Below are 17944 nucleotides of genomic sequence, written 5' to 3' on the forward strand. Positions count from 1 at the left end.
ACAACTCGTTCGTAGCGTAGGTGGCACTGTAAGCTACAACAATTGGGGCAAACCCTAAACGACTGTTTGATCTCTCAGGCCAGGATTTCTTCCAGCCCATTGGGTTCTGACTTGGCCGTTTCCCACAGCGCGAGCGCCTGCTCGGGTGTGATGCCAAGGATTTCCAGCGTGCCGGCCGGCCACTCCGTAATGGCGTCACCCGCATCGCGCGCTTCCAGCCAGATCGCCAGATGCAGCAATGCGGTGAGCTTGTTGGGCTGGGGTTGTGCCTGTGGATCATTCTGATACTTGATGGCAGCCTGGATTTCTTCGGGGAAGTTCCAGCGGCGGGCCAGCTCTTCACCCACCATCACATAATCGAATCCGATATTGTTGTCTTCCAGCAACACGCGGTTGCCGCCACTTTCCACGAAGCGGTCGATCTTGACGGCAATTTCCGGTGCAACGATATGAATCATCATTTCACCGATGTTGTGGATCATGCCGGAGGCAAAGGCGATTTCGCCGTTATATTTGGCCGCCTTGGCAAAAACGCGCGCGGTATTGGCCACCTTGAAGCTACGCTCCCAGAAGCTTTTGCGGTCAAAGCCGGGGATAGAGACAAAGGCACCGGTCACGCCGGATGCGACCACCAGCGTACGCACGGTGTTGAAGCCCAGTACGATCACCGCTTCATTCACCGAGCCCACCAGGCGCGAGGCGCCAAAGTGCGCAGAGTTGGCAAGGCGCAGCACTTTGGCGGTAATCACCTGGTCCAGTGCAATTTTCTTGGCGACCGATTCGATATCCACATCATCGCGGCTGAAGCTGTCGATCAGTTCCTGCACTACGCGTGGAATGGTCGGCAGTTTGTGGGTTTGTTCAAACAGTTCTTCGAGTTTCATGCTTTTGGCCTCCCTTCAGGCTGGCATCTTTGTGTGCACTGCAAAACCATGCTAGATCAGCATTGCGCAGCCTGCCAGAAGACCTGCACAGCTTTGTGCCCGCATTGTGCATATTTGCAGCGTCAGCGTGCATGAAAAAGCCGCTCCGGAGAGCGGCTTTTTCATCTGCTGGCCCGTTGCCGGGCCAGTGAGGGCGATCAACCGTTGCGGGTTTCGATCTGCACCAGCGATTGCTCGCCAGCCTGATCCGCTGCAGGTTGTGCCACATCGCGGCGGCTTGGGCGGGCCGGTGCAGCGGCTGCTTCAGCCACGGCTTCGGCAGCTATGGCCACGTTCTGTGTTTCCACCAGCACCAGTGCTTCGGCCTCGGCAGCGGCAGCCTTGTTCTCTGCCTGCGTATCGCGACGGCGGCGGCGCTGCGGTGCCGCAGCAACAGCCACTTCCGGCACGGCAACGTCGTTGCGGGTTGCCACCATCACCAGGCCCGCTTCTTCCGGTGTTGCCACCTGCAGTACCGGTGCAGCTGGCTTGGCTGCAGGTGCATCCAGCGCCAGCGATGCCTGCGCAGGCTTGGCAGGGGCAACGGCAGCCGGGGCCGGCGCTGCTTCAACCGCTGCTTCGACTGCAGGTGCGGCCACTGCAGCGGGTGCAGCGGCAACTTCCACCGCTTCTTCCGCTGCAATTTCTGCTACAGCCTCGGGCTGCGGTGCTGCTGCAACTTCGGCAACGGTTTCATTGGCAATGACTTCCGGAGTGGTTACCGGTGCAGTCGCCACGGCAACCACGGGTTCGCCGATTTCCGCTGCTGCAGTTGCTGCGGCAGGCGCTGCGGCTTCAACCACAACCGGCGCTGCAACGACCGGAGCTACCACCACCGGCGCTTCGGCAACCGCTTCCACGCTGGCAACAGCGGCGCGTACTGCTTCGAGCGGTTCGCTGACTGCTTCGAGCGGTTCGCTGACTGCTGGCACCTGCGGTGCAGCAGCTGTATCGGCTGTTGCCAGCCCGGCATCGTCTGTCGTGCCTTCTTCTGCTGATGCGCCATCGTTCACGGCGTTTTCGTTGCGTTCACCACCACGGCCACCACGGCGGCCACGACGACGACGGCTACGGCCTTCGCCACCTTCGGGCGGTGTTGCCGCTTCCAGCGCGCCCTCTTGCGTGGCCACGGCTTCGATCACCGCCGGTTCCAGCAGTTCGTTCTCTACCGGCTTGGCTTCACGCTTCTGTTCGTTACGCGGTGCACGCGGCTCGCGGGGTTCACGCGGTGGGCGCTCGGCGCGCGGGGCGCGTTGCTGGCCTTCAGCGCGTTCTGCCTGTTGCGGGCGTTCTGCCTGGTTGCGCTCCGGGCGCTCGCCACGTTCGGTGCGCTCGCCGCGCTGTTCGCGGTCACGCTCGCGGCCTTGCTGGCGCTCGTTGCGTGCGGCCTGATCTTCCTCGATGCGCGGTTTGCCGCCACGACGGTTGTCGCTGCGTTCACCACGTTCGGCGCGCTCACCGGTTTTTTCGTTGCGGTCGCGGCGATTGTCGCCACGGCCTTCGTTGCGGTCACGGCGGCCATCACGGCGGCCATCACGCGAACGTTCATTGCGCTTGGGCTGCTCGGCAACCGGCGCCGGCGTCGGTTCCGACTTGCCGTTGAACCACGCAACGATCCTGTTCCACAGCGACGGCGGCGTCACCACCACGGGGGCCGGGGCCGGCTTTTCTTCACGGACCGGTGCAGGTTGCGCCGGGGTGATGCCCTTCACGGCGGCCTCAGGGCGCTTGGCCAGGTCTTCCTTGGCCTTGCCCGGCTGGTAACCTTCTTCCACCGGGGTTTCCACCATCTTGTACGACGGCAGCGCTTCCTCGATGTGGTTGAGGTCATCGTGGCGCAGGCGGGTCACGCTGTAGTTCGGTGTTTCCAGGTGCGTATTCGGGATCAGCACCACGCCAACTTTCAGGCGCGCTTCTACCGCGAACAGCTCGGCGCGCTTCTCGTTCAGCAGGAAGGTGGCCACATCGACCGGCACCTGCGCGTGGATCGCGCCGGTGTTGTCCTTCATGGCTTCTTCCTGAATGATGCGCAGGATATGCAGTGCCGACGATTCGGTGCCGCGGATGAAGCCGGTGCCATGGCAGCGCGGGCAGGCGATATGGGTGGTTTCTTCCAGCGACGGCTGCAGGCGCTGGCGCGACAGTTCCATCAGGCCGAAGCGCGAAATCTTGCCGGTCTGCACGCGGGCACGATCATGATGCAGTGCTTCGCGCAGGCGGTTTTCCACTTCGCGCTGGTTCTTGGGATTTTCCATGTCAATGAAGTCGATGACGATCAGGCCGCCGACGTCGCGCAGGCGCATCTGGCGGGCAATTTCGTCTGCCGCTTCAAGGTTGGTGCGTGCGGCGGTTTCCTCGATGTCCGAACCCTTGGTGGCGCGGGCCGAGTTCACATCGATGGAGTACAGCGCTTCGGTCTTGTCGATGACGATGGCGCCGCCGGATGGTAGCGCCACTTCACGGGCAAAAGCGGTTTCAATCTGGTGTTCGATCTGGAAGCGCGAGAACAGCGGCACGTCGTCCTGATACAGCTTCACGCGCTGCACATTGCCCGGCATCACGTGGCTCATGAACTGGCGGGCCTGCTCGTAGATGTCGACCTTGTCGATCAGCAGCTCGCCGATATCGGGCTGGAAGTAATCGCGGATGGCGCGAATGACCAGGCTCGATTCCTGGTAAATCAGGAAAGCGCCCGACTGGCCGGTACCGGCGCCTTCGATGGCACGCCACAGTTGCAGCAGGTAATTCAGGTCCCACTGCAGCTCTTCCACTTCGCGGCCGATGGCGGCGGTGCGGGCGATCAGGCTCATGCCGTGCGGTGTTTCCAGCTGATCCATCGCGGCGCGCAGTTCCTGGCGCTCGTCCCCCTCGATGCGGCGCGATACGCCACCGCCACGCGGGTTGTTCGGCATCAGCACCAGGTAACGGCCCGCCAGGCTGATGTAGGTGGTCAGTGCCGCGCCCTTGTTGCCGCGCTCGTCTTTTTCCACCTGGACGATGACTTCCTGGCCTTCGCGCAGCTGGTCAGCCACGCGGCCACGGCCACCGTCGTCCTGCATGTAGTTGCGGGAGATTTCCTTGAACGGCAAAAAGCCGTGGCGCTCGCAGCCATAGTCTACGAAGCAGGCTTCCAGACTGGGCTCGATGCGGGTGATGACACCCTTGTAGATATTGGACTTCCGTTGTTCTTTGCCAACGGTTTCGATGTCGAGGTCGATCAGCTTCTGACCGTCGACAATGGCCACGCGCAACTCTTCAGCTTGCGTGGCATTAAACAGCATGCGTTTCATGTAGGCTCCTGCACGCACTCATACGGCAGGGGCGCCTCGGCACGGGCACAGCACCCGATCGGGGTCGCAATCCATTCCCGAACCAGCGGGAAGGCGGGATAGCAAAACGGGATCAGGGAAATGTGGCGCGGTTTTTGTACATCCTGATTAACTGGATTAAGCCGAGGCCTTATGGGCCGTTGAACCGTCTTGCCGGGCAACAATGTGCAGAGTAGGGCAAGACAGGGGAAGCCGATCGAGTGCGTTGTATGGTCGAATCAATTACCATCGCTACTTTTTTTGCGGTGAGCTGAAATAACCGCATCCCAGCATTGGTGGGTCGCGACGGACGTCAGGCGGGTCCCGCGCTCGCGCTTCCAAGACTTGATTTGCTTCGGAAGGGGCCCCAGAAACAGGGCGGCGGGAAGGCAGTCGCCGACGTTAACGGCGCAACATGAACCAAAGAGCAGGATAATGGGGGCCGAAACGGCCGACGGCATTCGAAGTATTGACGCCGTCGCGCTGCCTGTCAGAATCGCAGCGCAACACAGAGTATATGTCAACATGACCGAGACGAGCAAAGCGTCTGTCACCTTCGTCGAAATCACCGAAGAAACGGCCGGGCAAAGGCTGGATAACTTCCTGCTGCGCCACCTCAAGGGCGTACCCAAAAGCCACATCTACCGCATCGTGCGCGCCGGCGAAGTGCGCGTGAACAAAGGCCGTGCCGATGTCACCCGCAAGCTCGAAGCGGGTGACGTGGTGCGCGTGCCGCCCGTGCGCGTGGCCGAGAAGCCCAGCAACGCGCCGGCCGAGGCGGCCAGTGGCCAAGTCGAGCTGGAAGTACTGTTCGAGGACGATGCGCTGATTGCTATCAACAAGCCATCGGGCATTGCCGTGCATGGCGGCTCGGGTATTTCCTTCGGTGTGATCGAGCTGATGCGCGCGCAGCGCCCGCAGGCCAAGTTCCTCGAGCTGGTGCACCGGCTGGACCGCGATACTTCCGGCATCCTGCTGATTGCCAAAAAACGTTCCGCCCTCGTTAAACTGCATGAAATGCTGCGGGACAATCATCAGATCGATAAACGCTATCTGGCCATGGTGAAAGGCGTATGGCCGGAACCGCGCAGCCATGTGAAGTTCAAATTGCTCAAATATGAAACGCCCGATGGCGAGCGCCGCGTAAAGAAATCGGCCGATGGCCTGACATCGCATACGGTGGTGAATCGCCGGCAAAGCTTTGCCGGGGCGTCCTTGCTGGAATGTGAATTGAAAACCGGCCGCACGCACCAGATCCGCGTGCACCTGGCGGAAAGTGGCTACCCGATCCTGGGGGATGACAAATATGGCGATCCGGTGTTGAACCGCCAGTTGCCGCGTGCCGGTCTCAAGCGCCTGTTCCTGCATGCGTGGCGCTTGACGCTGATACACCCGCTCAGTGGCGACAAGCTTGAACTCGAAGCTCCGCTGCCCAAAGAACTGCAGTCTTACGTGGATACCCTGAACTGATGAGCGATACGATCACCGCTTCTGCGCCGGTGCAAACCGCCGCTACCGCACGCCGCTTCGATCTGCTGGTGTTCGACTGGGACGGTACGCTGATGGATTCGACCGGCACCATCGCGCAAGCCATCCAGCTGGCGTTTGCCGATCTGGGCCTGCCGGTGCCGTCCGATTACGATGCCCGCTTCGTGATCGGCTATGGCCTCAAGGAGGCCATGCAGTACCTGGCACCCGATGCAGATGATGCGCTGGTGCACGCCATCGTTGATGCCTACCGCACGCATTACCTGCAGCGCGATCAGGCGCTGGTGCTGTTCGATGGGGTGGAGGAGGGGCTGAAGAAACTGGCTGCCGCTGGTTATCAACTGGTGGTGGCCACGGGTAAATCCCGCGTCGGGCTCGACCGGGCGCTGCAGGTAACTGGCCTTGGCGCCCATTTCGTGGCATCGCGCACTGCGGATGAATCTTTTTCCAAGCCACATCCGGCCATGCTCGAGTACCTGCTGGATGTGACCGATATACCGGCCAGCCGCGCGGTGATGATCGGCGATACCACGCACGATCTGCAGCTTGCTATCAATGCCGGCTGCGCCAGCCTTGCCATGAGCTACGGTGCGCACGGTATCGATGAGATGCTGGCGCTGCAGCCGCTGGCGCATTTCGATGATTTCCCCAGTCTGGTCGAGTGGATATTGGCGCATGGCTGACACGCCCGGAACCGGCGCGGCACGCATACGCATCTGCGCCAGCAGCGAGCTTGCTGAGCGTGGCCTGGGCGTGCGTTTTGCCGTTGACGTGGCCGGGCGCGAGCAGCAGGCTTTCGTGGTGCGCTTTCACGGTCATGTGCATGCTTATCTGAATAGCTGTGCACATATCCCGATCGAACTGGATTATCAGCCGGGCGATTTCTTTGATTTGAGCCAGAATTACCTCGTGTGCGCCACGCACGGTGCATACTATGCGCCTCAAACGGGGCTCTGCCTCGGCGGCCCTTGTCCGGGGCGCCACCTGACCAAGCTGACCGTGGTCGAAGAAGATGATCAGGTCTTTTATTGTCCCGCCAGGAATGGATAAACAATGCAAGAAAACTGGGAACGCCAGGTCCTCAACGATTTGCTCAAGGACGGTCTGAAAGAGCAGCGCCGCAAGCGTCGCTGGGGCATCTTTTTCAAACTGCTGGGCTTTGCCTACCTGATCGTGGTGACCACCATGCTGGTGGGCGGCTTCAAGTCCGGCGAGCTGGAAAGCGTCTCCACCGGCCCGCATACCGCCATCGTCAACATGGACGGTGTGATTTCCGCCAACGGCGAGGCCAATGTACAGGTGATCCTCGATGGCCTTGACCGCGCGTTCGACGACAAGAACACCCGTGGCGTGATCCTGGCGGTGAATAGCCCGGGCGGTAGCCCGGTGGAAGCAGGGCAGCTCAATGATGGCATGCTGCGGCTGAAGAAAAAGCACCCCAAGGTACCGCTTTACGTGGTGGTGGGGGACATCTGCGCATCCGGCTGCTACTACGCCGCTGTGGCTGCCGACAAGATCTACGCCGACAAGGCCAGCATCGTCGGTTCCATCGGCGTGCTGATGGATGGCTTCGGCTTTACCGGTGCCATGGAAAAACTGGGCGTCGAGCGTCGTCTGCTCACCGCTGGCAAGAACAAGGGCTTCCTCGATCCGTTCTCGCCAGTCAGCGATGAGCAAAAAGCCAAGGCACAGGACATGCTGACCGAGATCCACCAGCAGTTCATCGACGTAGTGAAAGCTGGCCGTGGCAAGCGCCTTGGCAACGATCCGGATCTCTTTACCGGCCTGGTGTGGAGTGGCGCCAAAAGTGTGCAGATGGGCTTGATCGATGGCTTGGGGTCGGTCGATAGCGTGGCGCGTGATGTGATCAAGGCCGACGATATCGTCGACTTCACCCCGCAACCCGGTTACCTGGATCGCTTCGCCCGCCGCGTGGGCGTGACAGCTGCAGCGCACCTGGGCAGCCAGTTGCGCATGTCGCTGCAATAACGCGACGCAGAGGCAGCGATGGCGAGGCGGCGCAGCAGGCACCCGGAAGAACACGACAACCACGAACGCTGGCTGGTGTCGTATGCCGACTTCATCACGCTGCTGTTTGCATTCTTCGTGGTGATGTACGCGCTGTCGTCGCTGAACGAGGGCAAGTACAAGGTGCTGTCCGAATCGCTGGTCAACGCATTCCGCAATGATCCGACCACTTCGCAGAACCCGGTCCGCCTGCCTAACCAGATCGTGCCCGGGGCGCCGCAGAAGCTGGCGCCGCCGCAGCACGCTACGCCGCCGGTCGCGCAGACCAACCCCAAGCTCGAGCAGGAAGCGCGCAAGATGCAGGGCATGGCCGGCGATATCCGCACGTCGCTGGGCTCGTTGATCGATCAGGGCAAGGTACGGGTTACGCAATCGAAACGCGGTATCGCGGTGGAAATCAGTGATTCGGTGTTGTTCCAGACCGGCCGTGCCGATCTGGAAGCGAATTCGGTGGCGGCCTTGCGTGGCGTGGCCGAACTCGTCAAGAACAGCGACAACCTGATCCAGATCGAAGGTAATACCGATAATCAGCCCATCGCTTCGCCGCAGTTTCCTTCCAACTGGGAGCTGTCTGCCGCGCGCGCTGCCAGTGTGGTGCGCCTGTTCGTGCAGGCCGGCGTGGCGCCACAGCGGCTGGTCGCCATCGGTTACGGCGAGTTCCGCCCGCAGGAAAGCAACGACAGCGTGGAAGGGCGCTCGCGCAATCGCCGCGTCACCCTCAACATCCTGGCCGACAACAAGGACGAAGTGGCGGTGCTGCAAAGCGACACACCGCCGCCGCCAGCGCAGTAAGCATACGTAGCGCCAGCTTACTGACTATACTGCCGCTCGTTGCCCATGATGCATATGCCATGTTCCGCCTGCCAGCCCAGACCCCTGCTGTCCGCCTGCATACCACGCAGCTGCTTTACCGCAATGTAACCATTGGGCAGTGGATGAGCATTGCTAATGCCACCTTGCTGGCGTGCGTGCTGCTGACCCAGTTCCGCTGGCTGCACGTGGGCGCATGGTGGGCATTGGCATTGGCGACGGCGTTTTACCGCATGGCGTTATCGAGAAGCTACCGGCGTGCGACGGTGGACGAACGCAATGTGGATTTCTGGCTCAAACGCTATTTCTTCAGTGCGCCGGTGTCCGGCCTGATCTGGGGCGTGGGCCTGGTGCCTTTCATGGTGGGCGCCAGCGATACGCTGCGCTTTTTCATCGCCTTCGTACTTGGTGGCATGGTGGCCGGCGCTGTGCCCATCCTCTCTGCGGTGCTGCCGGTGCTGCAGATCTATGCAGTGATGATGATCATGCCCGAGACCATTGCCAATCTGTTTGGCGGTGGCAAGTACGGCGGCATTTTCAGTGTGATGTCGCTGCTGTTCCTGTTCGGCATCCTGCGCAGCGCGCAATTCTTCAATGAAACACTCACCGATTCGATCAAGGTGGCGCAGGATCAACGCCGGCTGGTGGCTGACCTGCAGCGCGCGCGCGAGGTGTCCGAATCGGCCAGCCGCGCCAAGAGTGAATTCCTCGCCAATATCAGCCATGAAATCCGCACGCCGATGAATGGCATCGTCGGCATGGCGCAATTGCTTTCGCATCACCCGCTCGATGCCGAATCACGTCAGCAGGTGGCCGTCATCCAGGCCTCTACCGATGCGCTGCTGTCACTGGTGAACGATGTGCTCGATTTCTCGCGCATCGAATCCGGCCACTTCGGCCTCGACCCTGCACCGTTCTCGCCATGCCGGCTGCTGGCAGACCTGGAGCGGATGTTCCAGCCGCAGGCCGGCATGCGCGGCGTTACCTTGTCCATACACCTGAGCGAGCGCACCCCGCCCATGCTGCTGGGCGATGCGGTGCGCCTCAAGCAGGTGCTGGTCAACCTGATCGGCAATGCACTCAAGTTCACACCGGATGGCAGCGTACAGGTGGAAGCCGATTGCTGGCCGGGTAGCGATGGGGCGGTGGTGTGGACCGTGGCGGTCAGGGATACCGGCATCGGCGTACCGCTGGGCAAGCGTACCGATATCTTCGAAGCGTTCGCACAGGCAGACAGTTCGATCACCCGGCGTTTTGGCGGTACCGGACTAGGCCTGTCGATTTCCCGCAAGCTGGTGGAGCTGATGGATGGGCGTATCTGGGTGGATGACAACCCCGCAGGCGGCAGCATCTTCCGCTTTGCGGTGCCCTTGCATGAAGCTGCGGTGGAAGCAGCGCCGCCGATCTTGCCGCGCAAGGACGGCCCGCTCAGGGTGTTGCTGGCGGAAGATAACCCGGTCAACCGGCTGGTGGCCGAGCGCTTCCTGGTATTGGCCGGCCATCAGGTCAGCATGGCGGAAAACGGCGAGCAGGCACTGGGCCTGCTCGCTTACGCAGACGCGAATGCCGAGCCCTTCGATCTGGTGTTCATGGATGTACAGATGCCGGTGCTCGATGGCCTGGCAGCCACCAGCCGGCTGCGCCAGCGCGAACGGCTGCTGCGGCTGCCGCATCTGCCGGTGATCGCCTTGTCGGCCAATGCTGGCCAGGAAGACCGCGAGGCCTGCCTGGCCGCCGGCATGGATGATTTCCTGGCCAAACCGTTCCGGCAGGATGAGCTGGCGCAGGTGCTGGCCCGTGCGGCGGCAGGTGAGTTTGCCGCACGGGCCTGACAGGGGAGCTTGCGCCGGGTGCTTACTTCTTTTCCAGATCCGGTTCCGGCTCGGGCGTGAAGCCCTGGCCGCCGAAGCGGTGGATCAGCGCATCGAAGGTCAGGTACAGCACTGGCGTCACATAGAGCGTGATCAGCTGCGAGAACAGCAGACCACCCACCACCGCCACGCCCAGCGGCTGACGCAGTTCCGCACCGGCGCCCAGGCCCAGCGCAATCGGTAGTGCACCCATGATGGCGGCAAAGGTGGTCATCATGATGGGGCGGAAGCGCAGCTCGCACGATTTGCGGATGGCCTCCAGCGGCGACAGGCCCTGTGTGCGCTGCGCATCCAGCGCGAAGTCGATCATCATGATGGCGTTCTTCTTCACGATGCCCACCAGCAGCAGAATGCCCACCATCGCGATGAAGGTCAGCTCCAGCCCCACGATATGCAGGCTGAGGAAGGCACCGATCGCCGCAGACGGAATACCCGCCAGGATGGTCACCGGGTGGATCCAGCTCTCGTACAGGATGCCGAGGATCACGTAAATCACCGCGATGGCGATCACGATCAGCCACAACTGGCTCGATTGCGACGACTGGAACACCGCAGCTTCACCGGCAAAGGCGCCGAATACATAGGCAGGCAAGGCGATCTCGCGCTTGGCTGCCTCGATGGCGGCACCGGCATCAGACAGCGATTTGCCCGGCTGCAGATTGAAAGACAGCGTCACCGCAGGCAATTGCCCCTGGTGGTTGACCGAGGTGGTCACCCGCTCGCGCTCCACGTGGGCAATCGCATTCACCGGTACCAGCGCGCCGCTCTTGCTGGTCACATATAGCTTGTCCAGCGCCGATTCATCGCGGCGCTGTTCCGGCGCCAGCTCCATGATCACTGCGTAGCTGTCCTCCGGGTCATAGATGGTGGAAACCTGCCGGCCACCATACGCGGCGTACAGCGTATCCTGCAGCGATTGCGTATCCACGCCCAGCAACTGGGCTTTCTCGTGATCGATCTTCACGCTGGCCTGCAAGCCGTTCTTCTGCGCGTCGCTGTTCACGTCGGTCACCACGTCCGACTTGTGCAACGCGGCCAGCAGCTTGTCGCCCCACTGGTCCAGTTCATCCGCATGCACCGATTGCAGCGTGTACTGGTACGAGCTCTTCGATGAACGGCCACCTACCGACAAGTTTTGCGTCGGCCGGAAGTAAACATTGAAGCCCGGCAGCCCGCCGGTCACCTTGCGCATGCTGGCCAGCACTTCGTCCATCTTCGGGCGCTGGTCGCGCGGTTTCAGCATGATGAACATGCGGCCGCTATTGCCGCTGTTGACGTTGGACACTACGGTTTCCACCGCCGGGTTGGCTTTCACGCGCGCGGCAATTCTCTGCTGCGCCGCCAGCATGGCAGGGTAGGCGATGTCTTGCGGGCCTTCCACCGTGACCTGGATCTGGCCGATGTCTTCCTGCGGGAAAAAGCCTTTGGGCGCAATCATGTACAGCCATACGGTGCCCACCACGGTGGCCAATGCCACCAGCAGCACCAGGCCACGGCGTTTCAGCCCCCATTCCAGCGAGCTGGTGTAGCCATGCAGCACCTTGTTGAAGCCCGCTTCGAACAGCCTGCTCCATGCCGGTACTTTCTCGTGCGGGTCTTCATGTTTGAGGAAGCGGCTGGCAAACAGCGGGATCAGCGTCAGTGATACTACGGCGGATACCGCAATCGCCAGCGTCACCACCACGGCAAATTCATGGAACAGCTTGCCGATGGTGCCGGGCATGAAGAAGATCGGAATGAATACCGCCACCAGCGAAATCGAGATCGAGATCACCGTGAAGCCTACTTCGCGTGCGCCCTTGATGGCCGCATCCATCGGTTTCATGCCTTCTTCCACATGGCGCACGATGTTTTCCAGCACCACGATGGCATCGTCGACCACCAGGCCGATGGCAATGGTCAGCCCCATCAGCGAGATGTTGTCCAGGCTGAACCCCAGCGCCAGCATCAGCGCAAACGTGCCCAGCAAGGAGATCGGCAAGCTGGCGGACGGGATCAGCGTGGCGCTGGCACGGCGCAGGAACAGCAGGATCACCAGCACCACCAGCACGATGGTCAGCAGCATGGTGAGCGTGACGTCGTGGATGGCCTCGCGGATCGACGTCGAGCGGTCGTTCAGCACCTTGATGTTGATCGAATCCGGCATCTGCGCCTGCAGTTGCGGCAGCATCTTGCGGATGGCATCCACGGTGGCTACGGTGTTGGCACCCGGTTGGCGCTGCACCGCCATCACGATGGAGCGCTCGCCGTTGATCCAGCCGCTGGTGCGCAGGTTTTCCACGCTGTCTTCCACCTTGGCCACGTCGGACAGCCGCACCGGCTGGCCATCCTTGCTGGCCACGATCAGCCTGGCAAAGTCATCCGCGCGCTTGAGGTTGGCATCGGCATTGAGGATCAGCGTCTGGCGCTTGCCATCCAGCTGGCCCACCGGTGCATTGGCGTTGGCATCCTGCAGTGCGGTGGCCACCTGGGTAAGGCTCAGCCCGCGCGTGGTCAGTTGGTCCGGATCTACCGATACGCGCACCGCGTAACGCATCTGGCCAAAGATCTGCACCTGCGCCACGCCGTTGATGGTGGAGAGCGCCGGCGAAATTAGGTTGTCGCCATAGCTGTTGAGGTCGGCCAGGCTCAGCGATGGCGAGTTGATGCCGATCAGCAGGATGGGCGCATCCGCCGGGTTTACCTTGCGGTAGCTCGGCGGGCTGGTCATGTCCTTGGGCAAGCCGCGGCTGGCGCGGAACAATGCCGCCTGTACGTCTACCGCCGCGGCATCGATATTGCGGTCCGCGTCGAACTCCAGCGTGATCGACGTACTGCCGAGCGAGCTGCTGGAGGTGATGGTGGCGACACCGGGAATGGTGGAAAACTGCTTTTCCAGCGGCGTGGCTACCGATGTCGCCATGGTTTCCGGGCTGGCCCCGGGCAGGTTGGCCGATACGCTGATGGTGGGCGTGTCGTAGTTGGGCAGCGCGGCAATCGGCAGCTGGAACCAGGCGGCGATGCCGGCAACGACGACGGCAATCCAGACCAGCAGCGTTGCGACCGGGCGATGGATGCAAAGGGAAGAAATATTCATGGCAGCTCGATATCAAACGGGCGGAGCAGGGCTGCCAGCCAGGCTGGCAGCACGCGAATCAGGTCAGGCGGCGCGGTGGCCGGCCCCGGGTCATTCACCCTTGGGCTGGCTGGCGTCCTGGCCGCCCTTGTCTTTCTGGTCGCCATGCTGGCCACCACGCTTGCCGGCTGGTGCGCTCGCTTCCTGTACCTGGGCACCCGGTCGCAGGTTCTGGCCGCCTTCCGATACCACCTTGGTACCCGGCGCAACGCCGGTCACGATGGCGCGCTCGTCAAACACGCGCACCAGTTGCACCGGCTGGCTGGCTACCTTCTGCTCGGCGCCCACCCGGTAGATGAAGCGCCCGCTCGGGCCGTTCTGCACCGCTTGGGCCGGCAGCACCACGGCATCGTGGGTTACGCCCGCATCGATGCTGACCGGCGTATACATGCCGGGCCACAGCAGATGCTTGGGGTTGGCAAACTCGGCCTTCATCACGATGGTGCCGCTGGCACTGTCGATGGCGTTGTCGATGAAGGTGAGCTTGCCTTGCAGCTTACCCGCCTTGCCCAGGTCGGCAGAAACGATCACCGCGCCCTGCAACTGCGCACTGCGCACTGCGGCCAGATCGGTTTCCGGCACGGTAAAGCGGATGGCAATCGGGTCCAGCTGGGTGATGATCACCAGCGGTAGCGCGCTGCCGGGCTGCACCAGGCTGCCCGGATAGGCGTTGAGTGCACCGGTACGGCCGGAAAACGGTGCGTCGATACGTCGATCACCCAGGGTGACGCGTGCGCCGCTGGCATCGGCACGGGCGGCGGCAATCTGCGCCTTCAGTGCATCGACCTTGGCTTGCGCGGTATCGATCACCGATGCGGATACGAAGCCCTTGGCGGCCAGCTCCTTGGAGCGGGAAAGATCGCGCTCGGCTTCGGTCAGTTGTGCCTGGTACTGGACGATGGTGGCGTCCATCTTCTGCAGGCTGCTGGCGGCGTCGCGGTTATCCAGGCTGAACAGCAACTGCCCGGCCTTGACGTCATCGCCTTCCTTGAAATGGATGCCGCGCAGGATGCCGCTGGTTTGCGGGCGCAGCTCCACCTGGTTGAGCGAGACCACATGGCCTTGCGCGGTGAGGATCACCGGCACATCACTGGTTTCCGCCTTGACGGTGCGTACCTGGGCGGCACGCGGCTTTTTTGCATCCGTGTTTTCTGTTTTGCGCCCGCAAGCGGACAGGCCGGTGACCAGCAGCGCTGAAACGGACAGGGTGAGCAGCAGGGGTGAAACTGTTTTAGTCATGCATGATTCCAGCGCGAGTACCGCGGCGATAGCGCCAGATCACCAGCACCATGCTCACCGCAACGAAAAGACCAAAGCCGAGCACGATAACGTGCATGGGTGGCAAGCCGTTTACAGCGAACAGGTTTCGCACCTCTTGCGTTGCATCGGCGGGCAATGCGCTGCTGAAGTGTTTGATCAGCCACGCATGCAATCCGACCATCACCAGGATGCCCAAGTTCTCGTTGAAGTTCTGAACGGCAATGGAATGCCCTGCACCCATCAGCAAATAACCGCGATGTTGCAGCATGGCATTCAGCGGTACCACGAAGAAACCGGACAATGCCCCCACGATGAACATCAGCAGTGCGGCAATCATGGCGTTGTGGATCAGCAGCATGCTCATTACCAGCACGCCCATGGCAACCCCAGCCGGCAGCACGTTGAATGCTTTCTTCAAGGGGATATAGCGCCCGGCAAGCACGGCGCCAAACGCAGTGCCGAATGCCACGGTTGCCACCAGCAAGGTTCCTTCCTGCATGGTGTAGTTGAGCCAGATCACGGCCCAGTTGAGCACGACTAGGCGCATGGTCGCGCCTGCGCCCCAGAACAATGTGGTCACCGCCAGCGAGAGCTGGCCTTGCGGGTCTTGCCACAGGCGCTTCAGGCATTCCGCAAACTCATGTATCAGCGCGAACGGGCGCCATTCCAGCTTCTTGAGCTGTACATTGAGCTTGGGGATATAGAGATTGAGCCAGCCAGCCGCCAGATAAATTACCAGGATGGTGAAGATTGCGCATTCGGCCGGCGAGAGCCAGCTTGGGCTGAACGACAGTCCGTCCAGCCAGTTGCCCATGGAATGCCCGGTGAGCAGGCCGCCCAGCACGCTGCCGAAAATGATGGCGGCCACGGTGGCCCCTTCCAGCCAGCCATTAGCTTCAACCAGTTTTTCATGCGGCAGGTATTCGGTAATCAAGCCATATTTGGCGGGGCTGTACGCGGCAGCGCCAAAACCGACGATCGCATAGGCAACGATGGGCGGGGCGCCGGTCAGCATGCCGATACAGCCCAGCAGCTTGATGCCGTTGCATATCATCATCGCCTTGCCCTTGTGCATCGAATCGGCAAACGATCCTGCGAACGGGGCCAGCACGACGTAGGAGACGGTAAACCACACCAGCAGCATCGATAGATGCCACTCCGGCGCTTGTTGTTCGCGCAACAGTGCGAGGGCGGCGATGAAGAGGGCGTTGTCAGCCAGTGCCGACAAAAATTGCGCGCCGAGTATCAGGAAAAAACCGCGGTCCATAGAGATGTCGGGCTGATCGAATCACGGCGTTATATCACGTTTATCCGACCGTTGATGCTTGCATGAACCGATTCAATCCGGGATTGTCCGAACGGGAGGCTGTAAGCTGCATGCTACTATGAAGCGCGGCCATCCCCTGATGACGCTAATGGAAGTCAATGGAAGCTCTCCAATACCTGCTCCCCCTGTTTACCGATTACGGCTACCTGGCTGTTTTCCTGGTGCTGCTGATCTGCGGATTCGGCGTACCCATCCCGGAAGACATCACGCTGGTGGCCGGCGGCATCATTGCCGGCCTGGGTTACGCCAACGTGCACACCATGTTCATGGTCGGCATGGCGGGGGTGCTGCTGGGCGATACCATCATGTTCTTTGCCGGATACCACTGGGGCCAAGGAGTGCTGCGCTGGCGGTGGGTGGCCCGGTTGCTCACACCGGAGCGCTACGCGGCAGTGCAGGACAAATTTGCCCGCTACGGCAACCGCGTGCTGTTCGTGGCGCGCTTCCTGCCCGGCTTGCGCTCGCCCATCTTCCTCACCGCCGGCATGAGCCAGAAAATTCCCTACTGGCGATTCCTGATGCTCGATGGTTTTGCCGCGCTGATCAGCGTGCCCATCTGGGTTTATCTTGGTCATTACGGGGCCTACAACCACGAATGGCTGCTGCTGTGGGTGAAACGCGGCCAGACCGGCATCCTGCTGCTGGTGTTCGTGGCGCTGGTGGCTGCCGCCATCTGGGCGTGGCGCCATCATCGTGCCCGCCGCCCGCAATCCTGAACGGAGCAAGTAGTCCATGCCGCGCCCGATCGCTGCCACGATCCATACCGATGCATTGTGTCACAACTACGCCACGCTCAAGGCCCGTGCGCCGCAGGCCCGCGCCTTTGCCGTGGTCAAGGCCAATGCCTACGGCCATGGCCTGATCACTACCGCCCATGCGCTGCCCGATGCCGATGGTTTCGCCACACTGGAATTCCCCGGTGCGCTGGCACTGCGCGGCGCCGGCGTACGCCAGCCCATCCTGTTGCTGGAAGGCGTGTTCGATGCTGACGAACTGCATGGCGCCGCACAGCATGACCTGTGGCTGTCGGTGCATGACGAAGCCTCGCTGGTGCGGCTGGAAGCCATGCGTCTGCCCGCGCCGGTCAGCGTGTTCCTCAAGCTCAATACCGGCATGAACCGCCTTGGGTTTCCTGCGGAAGCTGCGCCGGCACTGGTGGCGCGCCTGCAGGCCAATCCCAATGTGGCTGCCATCACACTGATGGCGCATTTTGCCTGCGCGGACGAAGCCGGCAAGGGCATTGCCGCTCAGATGGCGCGCTTCCATGCCGGTACTGCCGGCCTGGCGTTGCCCGTCACGCTTGCCAATTCTGCCGCCACGCTGGCCTATCCGGATACGCATGCAGACTGGGTGCGCCCCGGCATTGCGCTGTACGGCGCCAGCCCGTTCGGCAGCGCGCGCAGTGCCGCGTCGTTCGGTCTGCTGCCGGTAATGACGCTGGCATCGGAAATTATCGCCGTGCAGGAACTTGCCGCCGGCGATGCAGTCGGTTATGGCGCCACCTTCACCGCCACGCAGCGCATGCGCATCGGTATCGTCGCCTGCGGCTATGCCGATGGTTATCCACGCCATGCGCCCAGCGGCACGCCGCTGCTGGTGGACGGCCAGCGCAGCCAACTGGTCGGCCGCGTATCGATGGATATGCTGGCAGTGGATATCAGCACGCTGCCGGCTGCCGGTGTCGGCACGGCAGTCGAGCTATGGGGGCAGGCGTTGCCGGTGGATGAAGTGGCAGCGGCTGCCGGCACGATTGCCTATGAATTGACGTGTGCAGTTGCCGCGAGAGTAGCGGTGACCGTGCGCTGATCCGGGGG

At 62.0% G+C, this 17944-nt stretch carries 13 protein-coding genes; 8 read left to right on the forward strand and 5 right to left on the reverse strand.

The window, feature by feature from the left end; translation table 11 throughout:
• Positions 1–74: 74 nt before the first annotated feature.
• Together IGB42_RS19765 and IGB42_RS19770 are read right to left on the reverse strand one after the other, a co-directional pair.
• Positions 75–884 carry an HDOD domain-containing protein gene (locus IGB42_RS19765; RefSeq protein WP_159674965.1) on the reverse strand — a complete coding sequence of 270 codons (810 nt, stop codon included), beginning with the start codon at positions 882–884 and terminating at the stop codon, positions 75–77.
• A gap of 197 nt (positions 885–1081) precedes the next feature.
• Positions 1082–4213, reverse strand: a complete 3132-nt coding sequence (locus tag IGB42_RS19770) for an Rne/Rng family ribonuclease (RefSeq protein WP_159674967.1) — start codon at positions 4211–4213, stop codon at positions 1082–1084.
• A gap of 543 nt (positions 4214–4756) precedes the next feature.
• Between IGB42_RS19770 and IGB42_RS19775 the strand changes: the two genes are divergently transcribed.
• Genes IGB42_RS19775 through IGB42_RS19800 form a run of 6 tightly spaced genes read left to right on the forward strand, consistent with a single transcriptional unit; the run spans position 4757 to position 10389 of the window.
• A complete protein-coding gene (locus IGB42_RS19775; RefSeq protein ID WP_159674969.1) occupies positions 4757–5701 on the forward strand; it encodes an RluA family pseudouridine synthase in 945 nt (314 codons plus the stop codon).
• Positions 5701–6402 carry an HAD-IIIA family hydrolase gene (locus IGB42_RS19780; protein ID WP_159674971.1) on the forward strand — a complete coding sequence of 234 codons (702 nt, stop codon included), beginning with the start codon at positions 5701–5703 and terminating at the stop codon, positions 6400–6402. Before IGB42_RS19775 ends, IGB42_RS19780 begins: the two co-directional genes overlap by 1 nt.
• The gene (locus IGB42_RS19785) at positions 6395–6769 is read left to right on the forward strand and encodes a Rieske 2Fe-2S domain-containing protein (protein ID WP_159674973.1); all 375 of its coding nucleotides are present in this window, start codon (positions 6395–6397) and stop codon (positions 6767–6769) included. The genes IGB42_RS19780 and IGB42_RS19785 overlap by 8 nt, the downstream gene beginning before the upstream one ends.
• A 3-nt stretch (positions 6770–6772) precedes the next feature.
• Positions 6773–7708 carry a S49 family peptidase gene (locus IGB42_RS19790; RefSeq protein WP_159674975.1) on the forward strand — a complete coding sequence of 312 codons (936 nt, stop codon included), beginning with the start codon at positions 6773–6775 and terminating at the stop codon, positions 7706–7708.
• 18 nt (positions 7709–7726) lie between these two features.
• Positions 7727–8539, forward strand: coding sequence for a flagellar motor protein MotD (gene motD, locus IGB42_RS19795; protein WP_159674977.1), 813 nt, complete (start codon positions 7727–7729; stop codon positions 8537–8539).
• 59 nt (positions 8540–8598) lie between these two features.
• Positions 8599–10389, forward strand: a complete 1791-nt coding sequence (locus IGB42_RS19800; protein WP_159674979.1) for an ATP-binding protein — start codon at positions 8599–8601, stop codon at positions 10387–10389.
• Between the two features lie 22 nt (positions 10390–10411).
• On the opposite strand, the gene IGB42_RS19805 is transcribed toward IGB42_RS19800, so the two are convergent.
• The 3 genes from IGB42_RS19805 to lplT form a co-directional block, all read right to left on the reverse strand.
• Positions 10412–13504, reverse strand: coding sequence for an efflux RND transporter permease subunit (locus tag IGB42_RS19805; RefSeq protein WP_159674981.1), 3093 nt, complete (start codon positions 13502–13504; stop codon positions 10412–10414).
• Between the two features lie 90 nt (positions 13505–13594).
• Positions 13595–14782: an efflux RND transporter periplasmic adaptor subunit gene (locus tag IGB42_RS19810; protein WP_159674983.1), complete on the reverse strand. Its 1188-nt coding sequence runs from the start codon at positions 14780–14782 to the stop codon at positions 13595–13597.
• Complete coding sequence (gene lplT, locus IGB42_RS19815; protein WP_159674985.1) at positions 14775–16070, reverse strand: lysophospholipid transporter LplT; 1296 nt, start codon at positions 16068–16070, stop codon at positions 14775–14777. Before lplT ends, IGB42_RS19810 begins: the two co-directional genes overlap by 8 nt.
• Before the next feature lie 158 nt (positions 16071–16228).
• Between lplT and IGB42_RS19820 the strand changes: the two genes are divergently transcribed.
• Together IGB42_RS19820 and alr are read left to right on the forward strand one after the other, a co-directional pair.
• On the forward strand, positions 16229–16846 hold the full coding sequence (locus IGB42_RS19820; protein WP_159674987.1) for a DedA family protein: 618 nt from the start codon (positions 16229–16231) through the stop codon (positions 16844–16846).
• Between the two features lie 16 nt (positions 16847–16862).
• Complete coding sequence (gene alr / locus IGB42_RS19825) at positions 16863–17936, forward strand: alanine racemase (protein ID WP_159674989.1); 1074 nt, start codon at positions 16863–16865, stop codon at positions 17934–17936.
• Positions 17937–17944 lie beyond the last annotated feature (8 nt).

The sequence above is a fragment of the Andreprevotia sp. IGB-42 genome, from assembly GCF_009848685.1.
In the GTDB taxonomy this organism is placed as follows: domain Bacteria; phylum Pseudomonadota; class Gammaproteobacteria; order Burkholderiales; family Chitinibacteraceae; genus Andreprevotia.

Excerpts from the sequence above, each read along its gene's own strand:
- motD (WP_159674977.1), top strand. The coding sequence starts at position 7,727 with ATGGCGAGGCGGCGCAGCAGGCACCCGGAAGAACACGACAACCACGAA.
- IGB42_RS19775 (WP_159674969.1), top strand. The coding sequence starts at position 4,757 with ATGACCGAGACGAGCAAAGCGTCTGTCACCTTCGTCGAAATCACCGAA.
- IGB42_RS19810 (WP_159674983.1), bottom strand. The coding sequence starts at position 14,782 with ATGACTAAAACAGTTTCACCCCTGCTGCTCACCCTGTCCGTTTCAGCG.
- IGB42_RS19770 (WP_159674967.1), bottom strand. The coding sequence starts at position 4,213 with ATGAAACGCATGCTGTTTAATGCCACGCAAGCTGAAGAGTTGCGCGTG.
- IGB42_RS19790 (WP_159674975.1), top strand. The coding sequence starts at position 6,773 with ATGCAAGAAAACTGGGAACGCCAGGTCCTCAACGATTTGCTCAAGGAC.
- IGB42_RS19780 (WP_159674971.1), top strand. The coding sequence starts at position 5,701 with ATGAGCGATACGATCACCGCTTCTGCGCCGGTGCAAACCGCCGCTACC.
- alr (WP_159674989.1), top strand. The coding sequence starts at position 16,863 with ATGCCGCGCCCGATCGCTGCCACGATCCATACCGATGCATTGTGTCAC.
- IGB42_RS19785 (WP_159674973.1), top strand. The coding sequence starts at position 6,395 with ATGGCTGACACGCCCGGAACCGGCGCGGCACGCATACGCATCTGCGCC.
- lplT (WP_159674985.1), bottom strand. The coding sequence starts at position 16,070 with ATGGACCGCGGTTTTTTCCTGATACTCGGCGCGCAATTTTTGTCGGCA.
- IGB42_RS19805 (WP_159674981.1), bottom strand. The coding sequence starts at position 13,504 with ATGAATATTTCTTCCCTTTGCATCCATCGCCCGGTCGCAACGCTGCTG.
- IGB42_RS19800 (WP_159674979.1), top strand. The coding sequence starts at position 8,599 with ATGTTCCGCCTGCCAGCCCAGACCCCTGCTGTCCGCCTGCATACCACG.
- IGB42_RS19765 (WP_159674965.1), bottom strand. The coding sequence starts at position 884 with ATGAAACTCGAAGAACTGTTTGAACAAACCCACAAACTGCCGACCATT.
- IGB42_RS19820 (WP_159674987.1), top strand. The coding sequence starts at position 16,229 with ATGGAAGCTCTCCAATACCTGCTCCCCCTGTTTACCGATTACGGCTAC.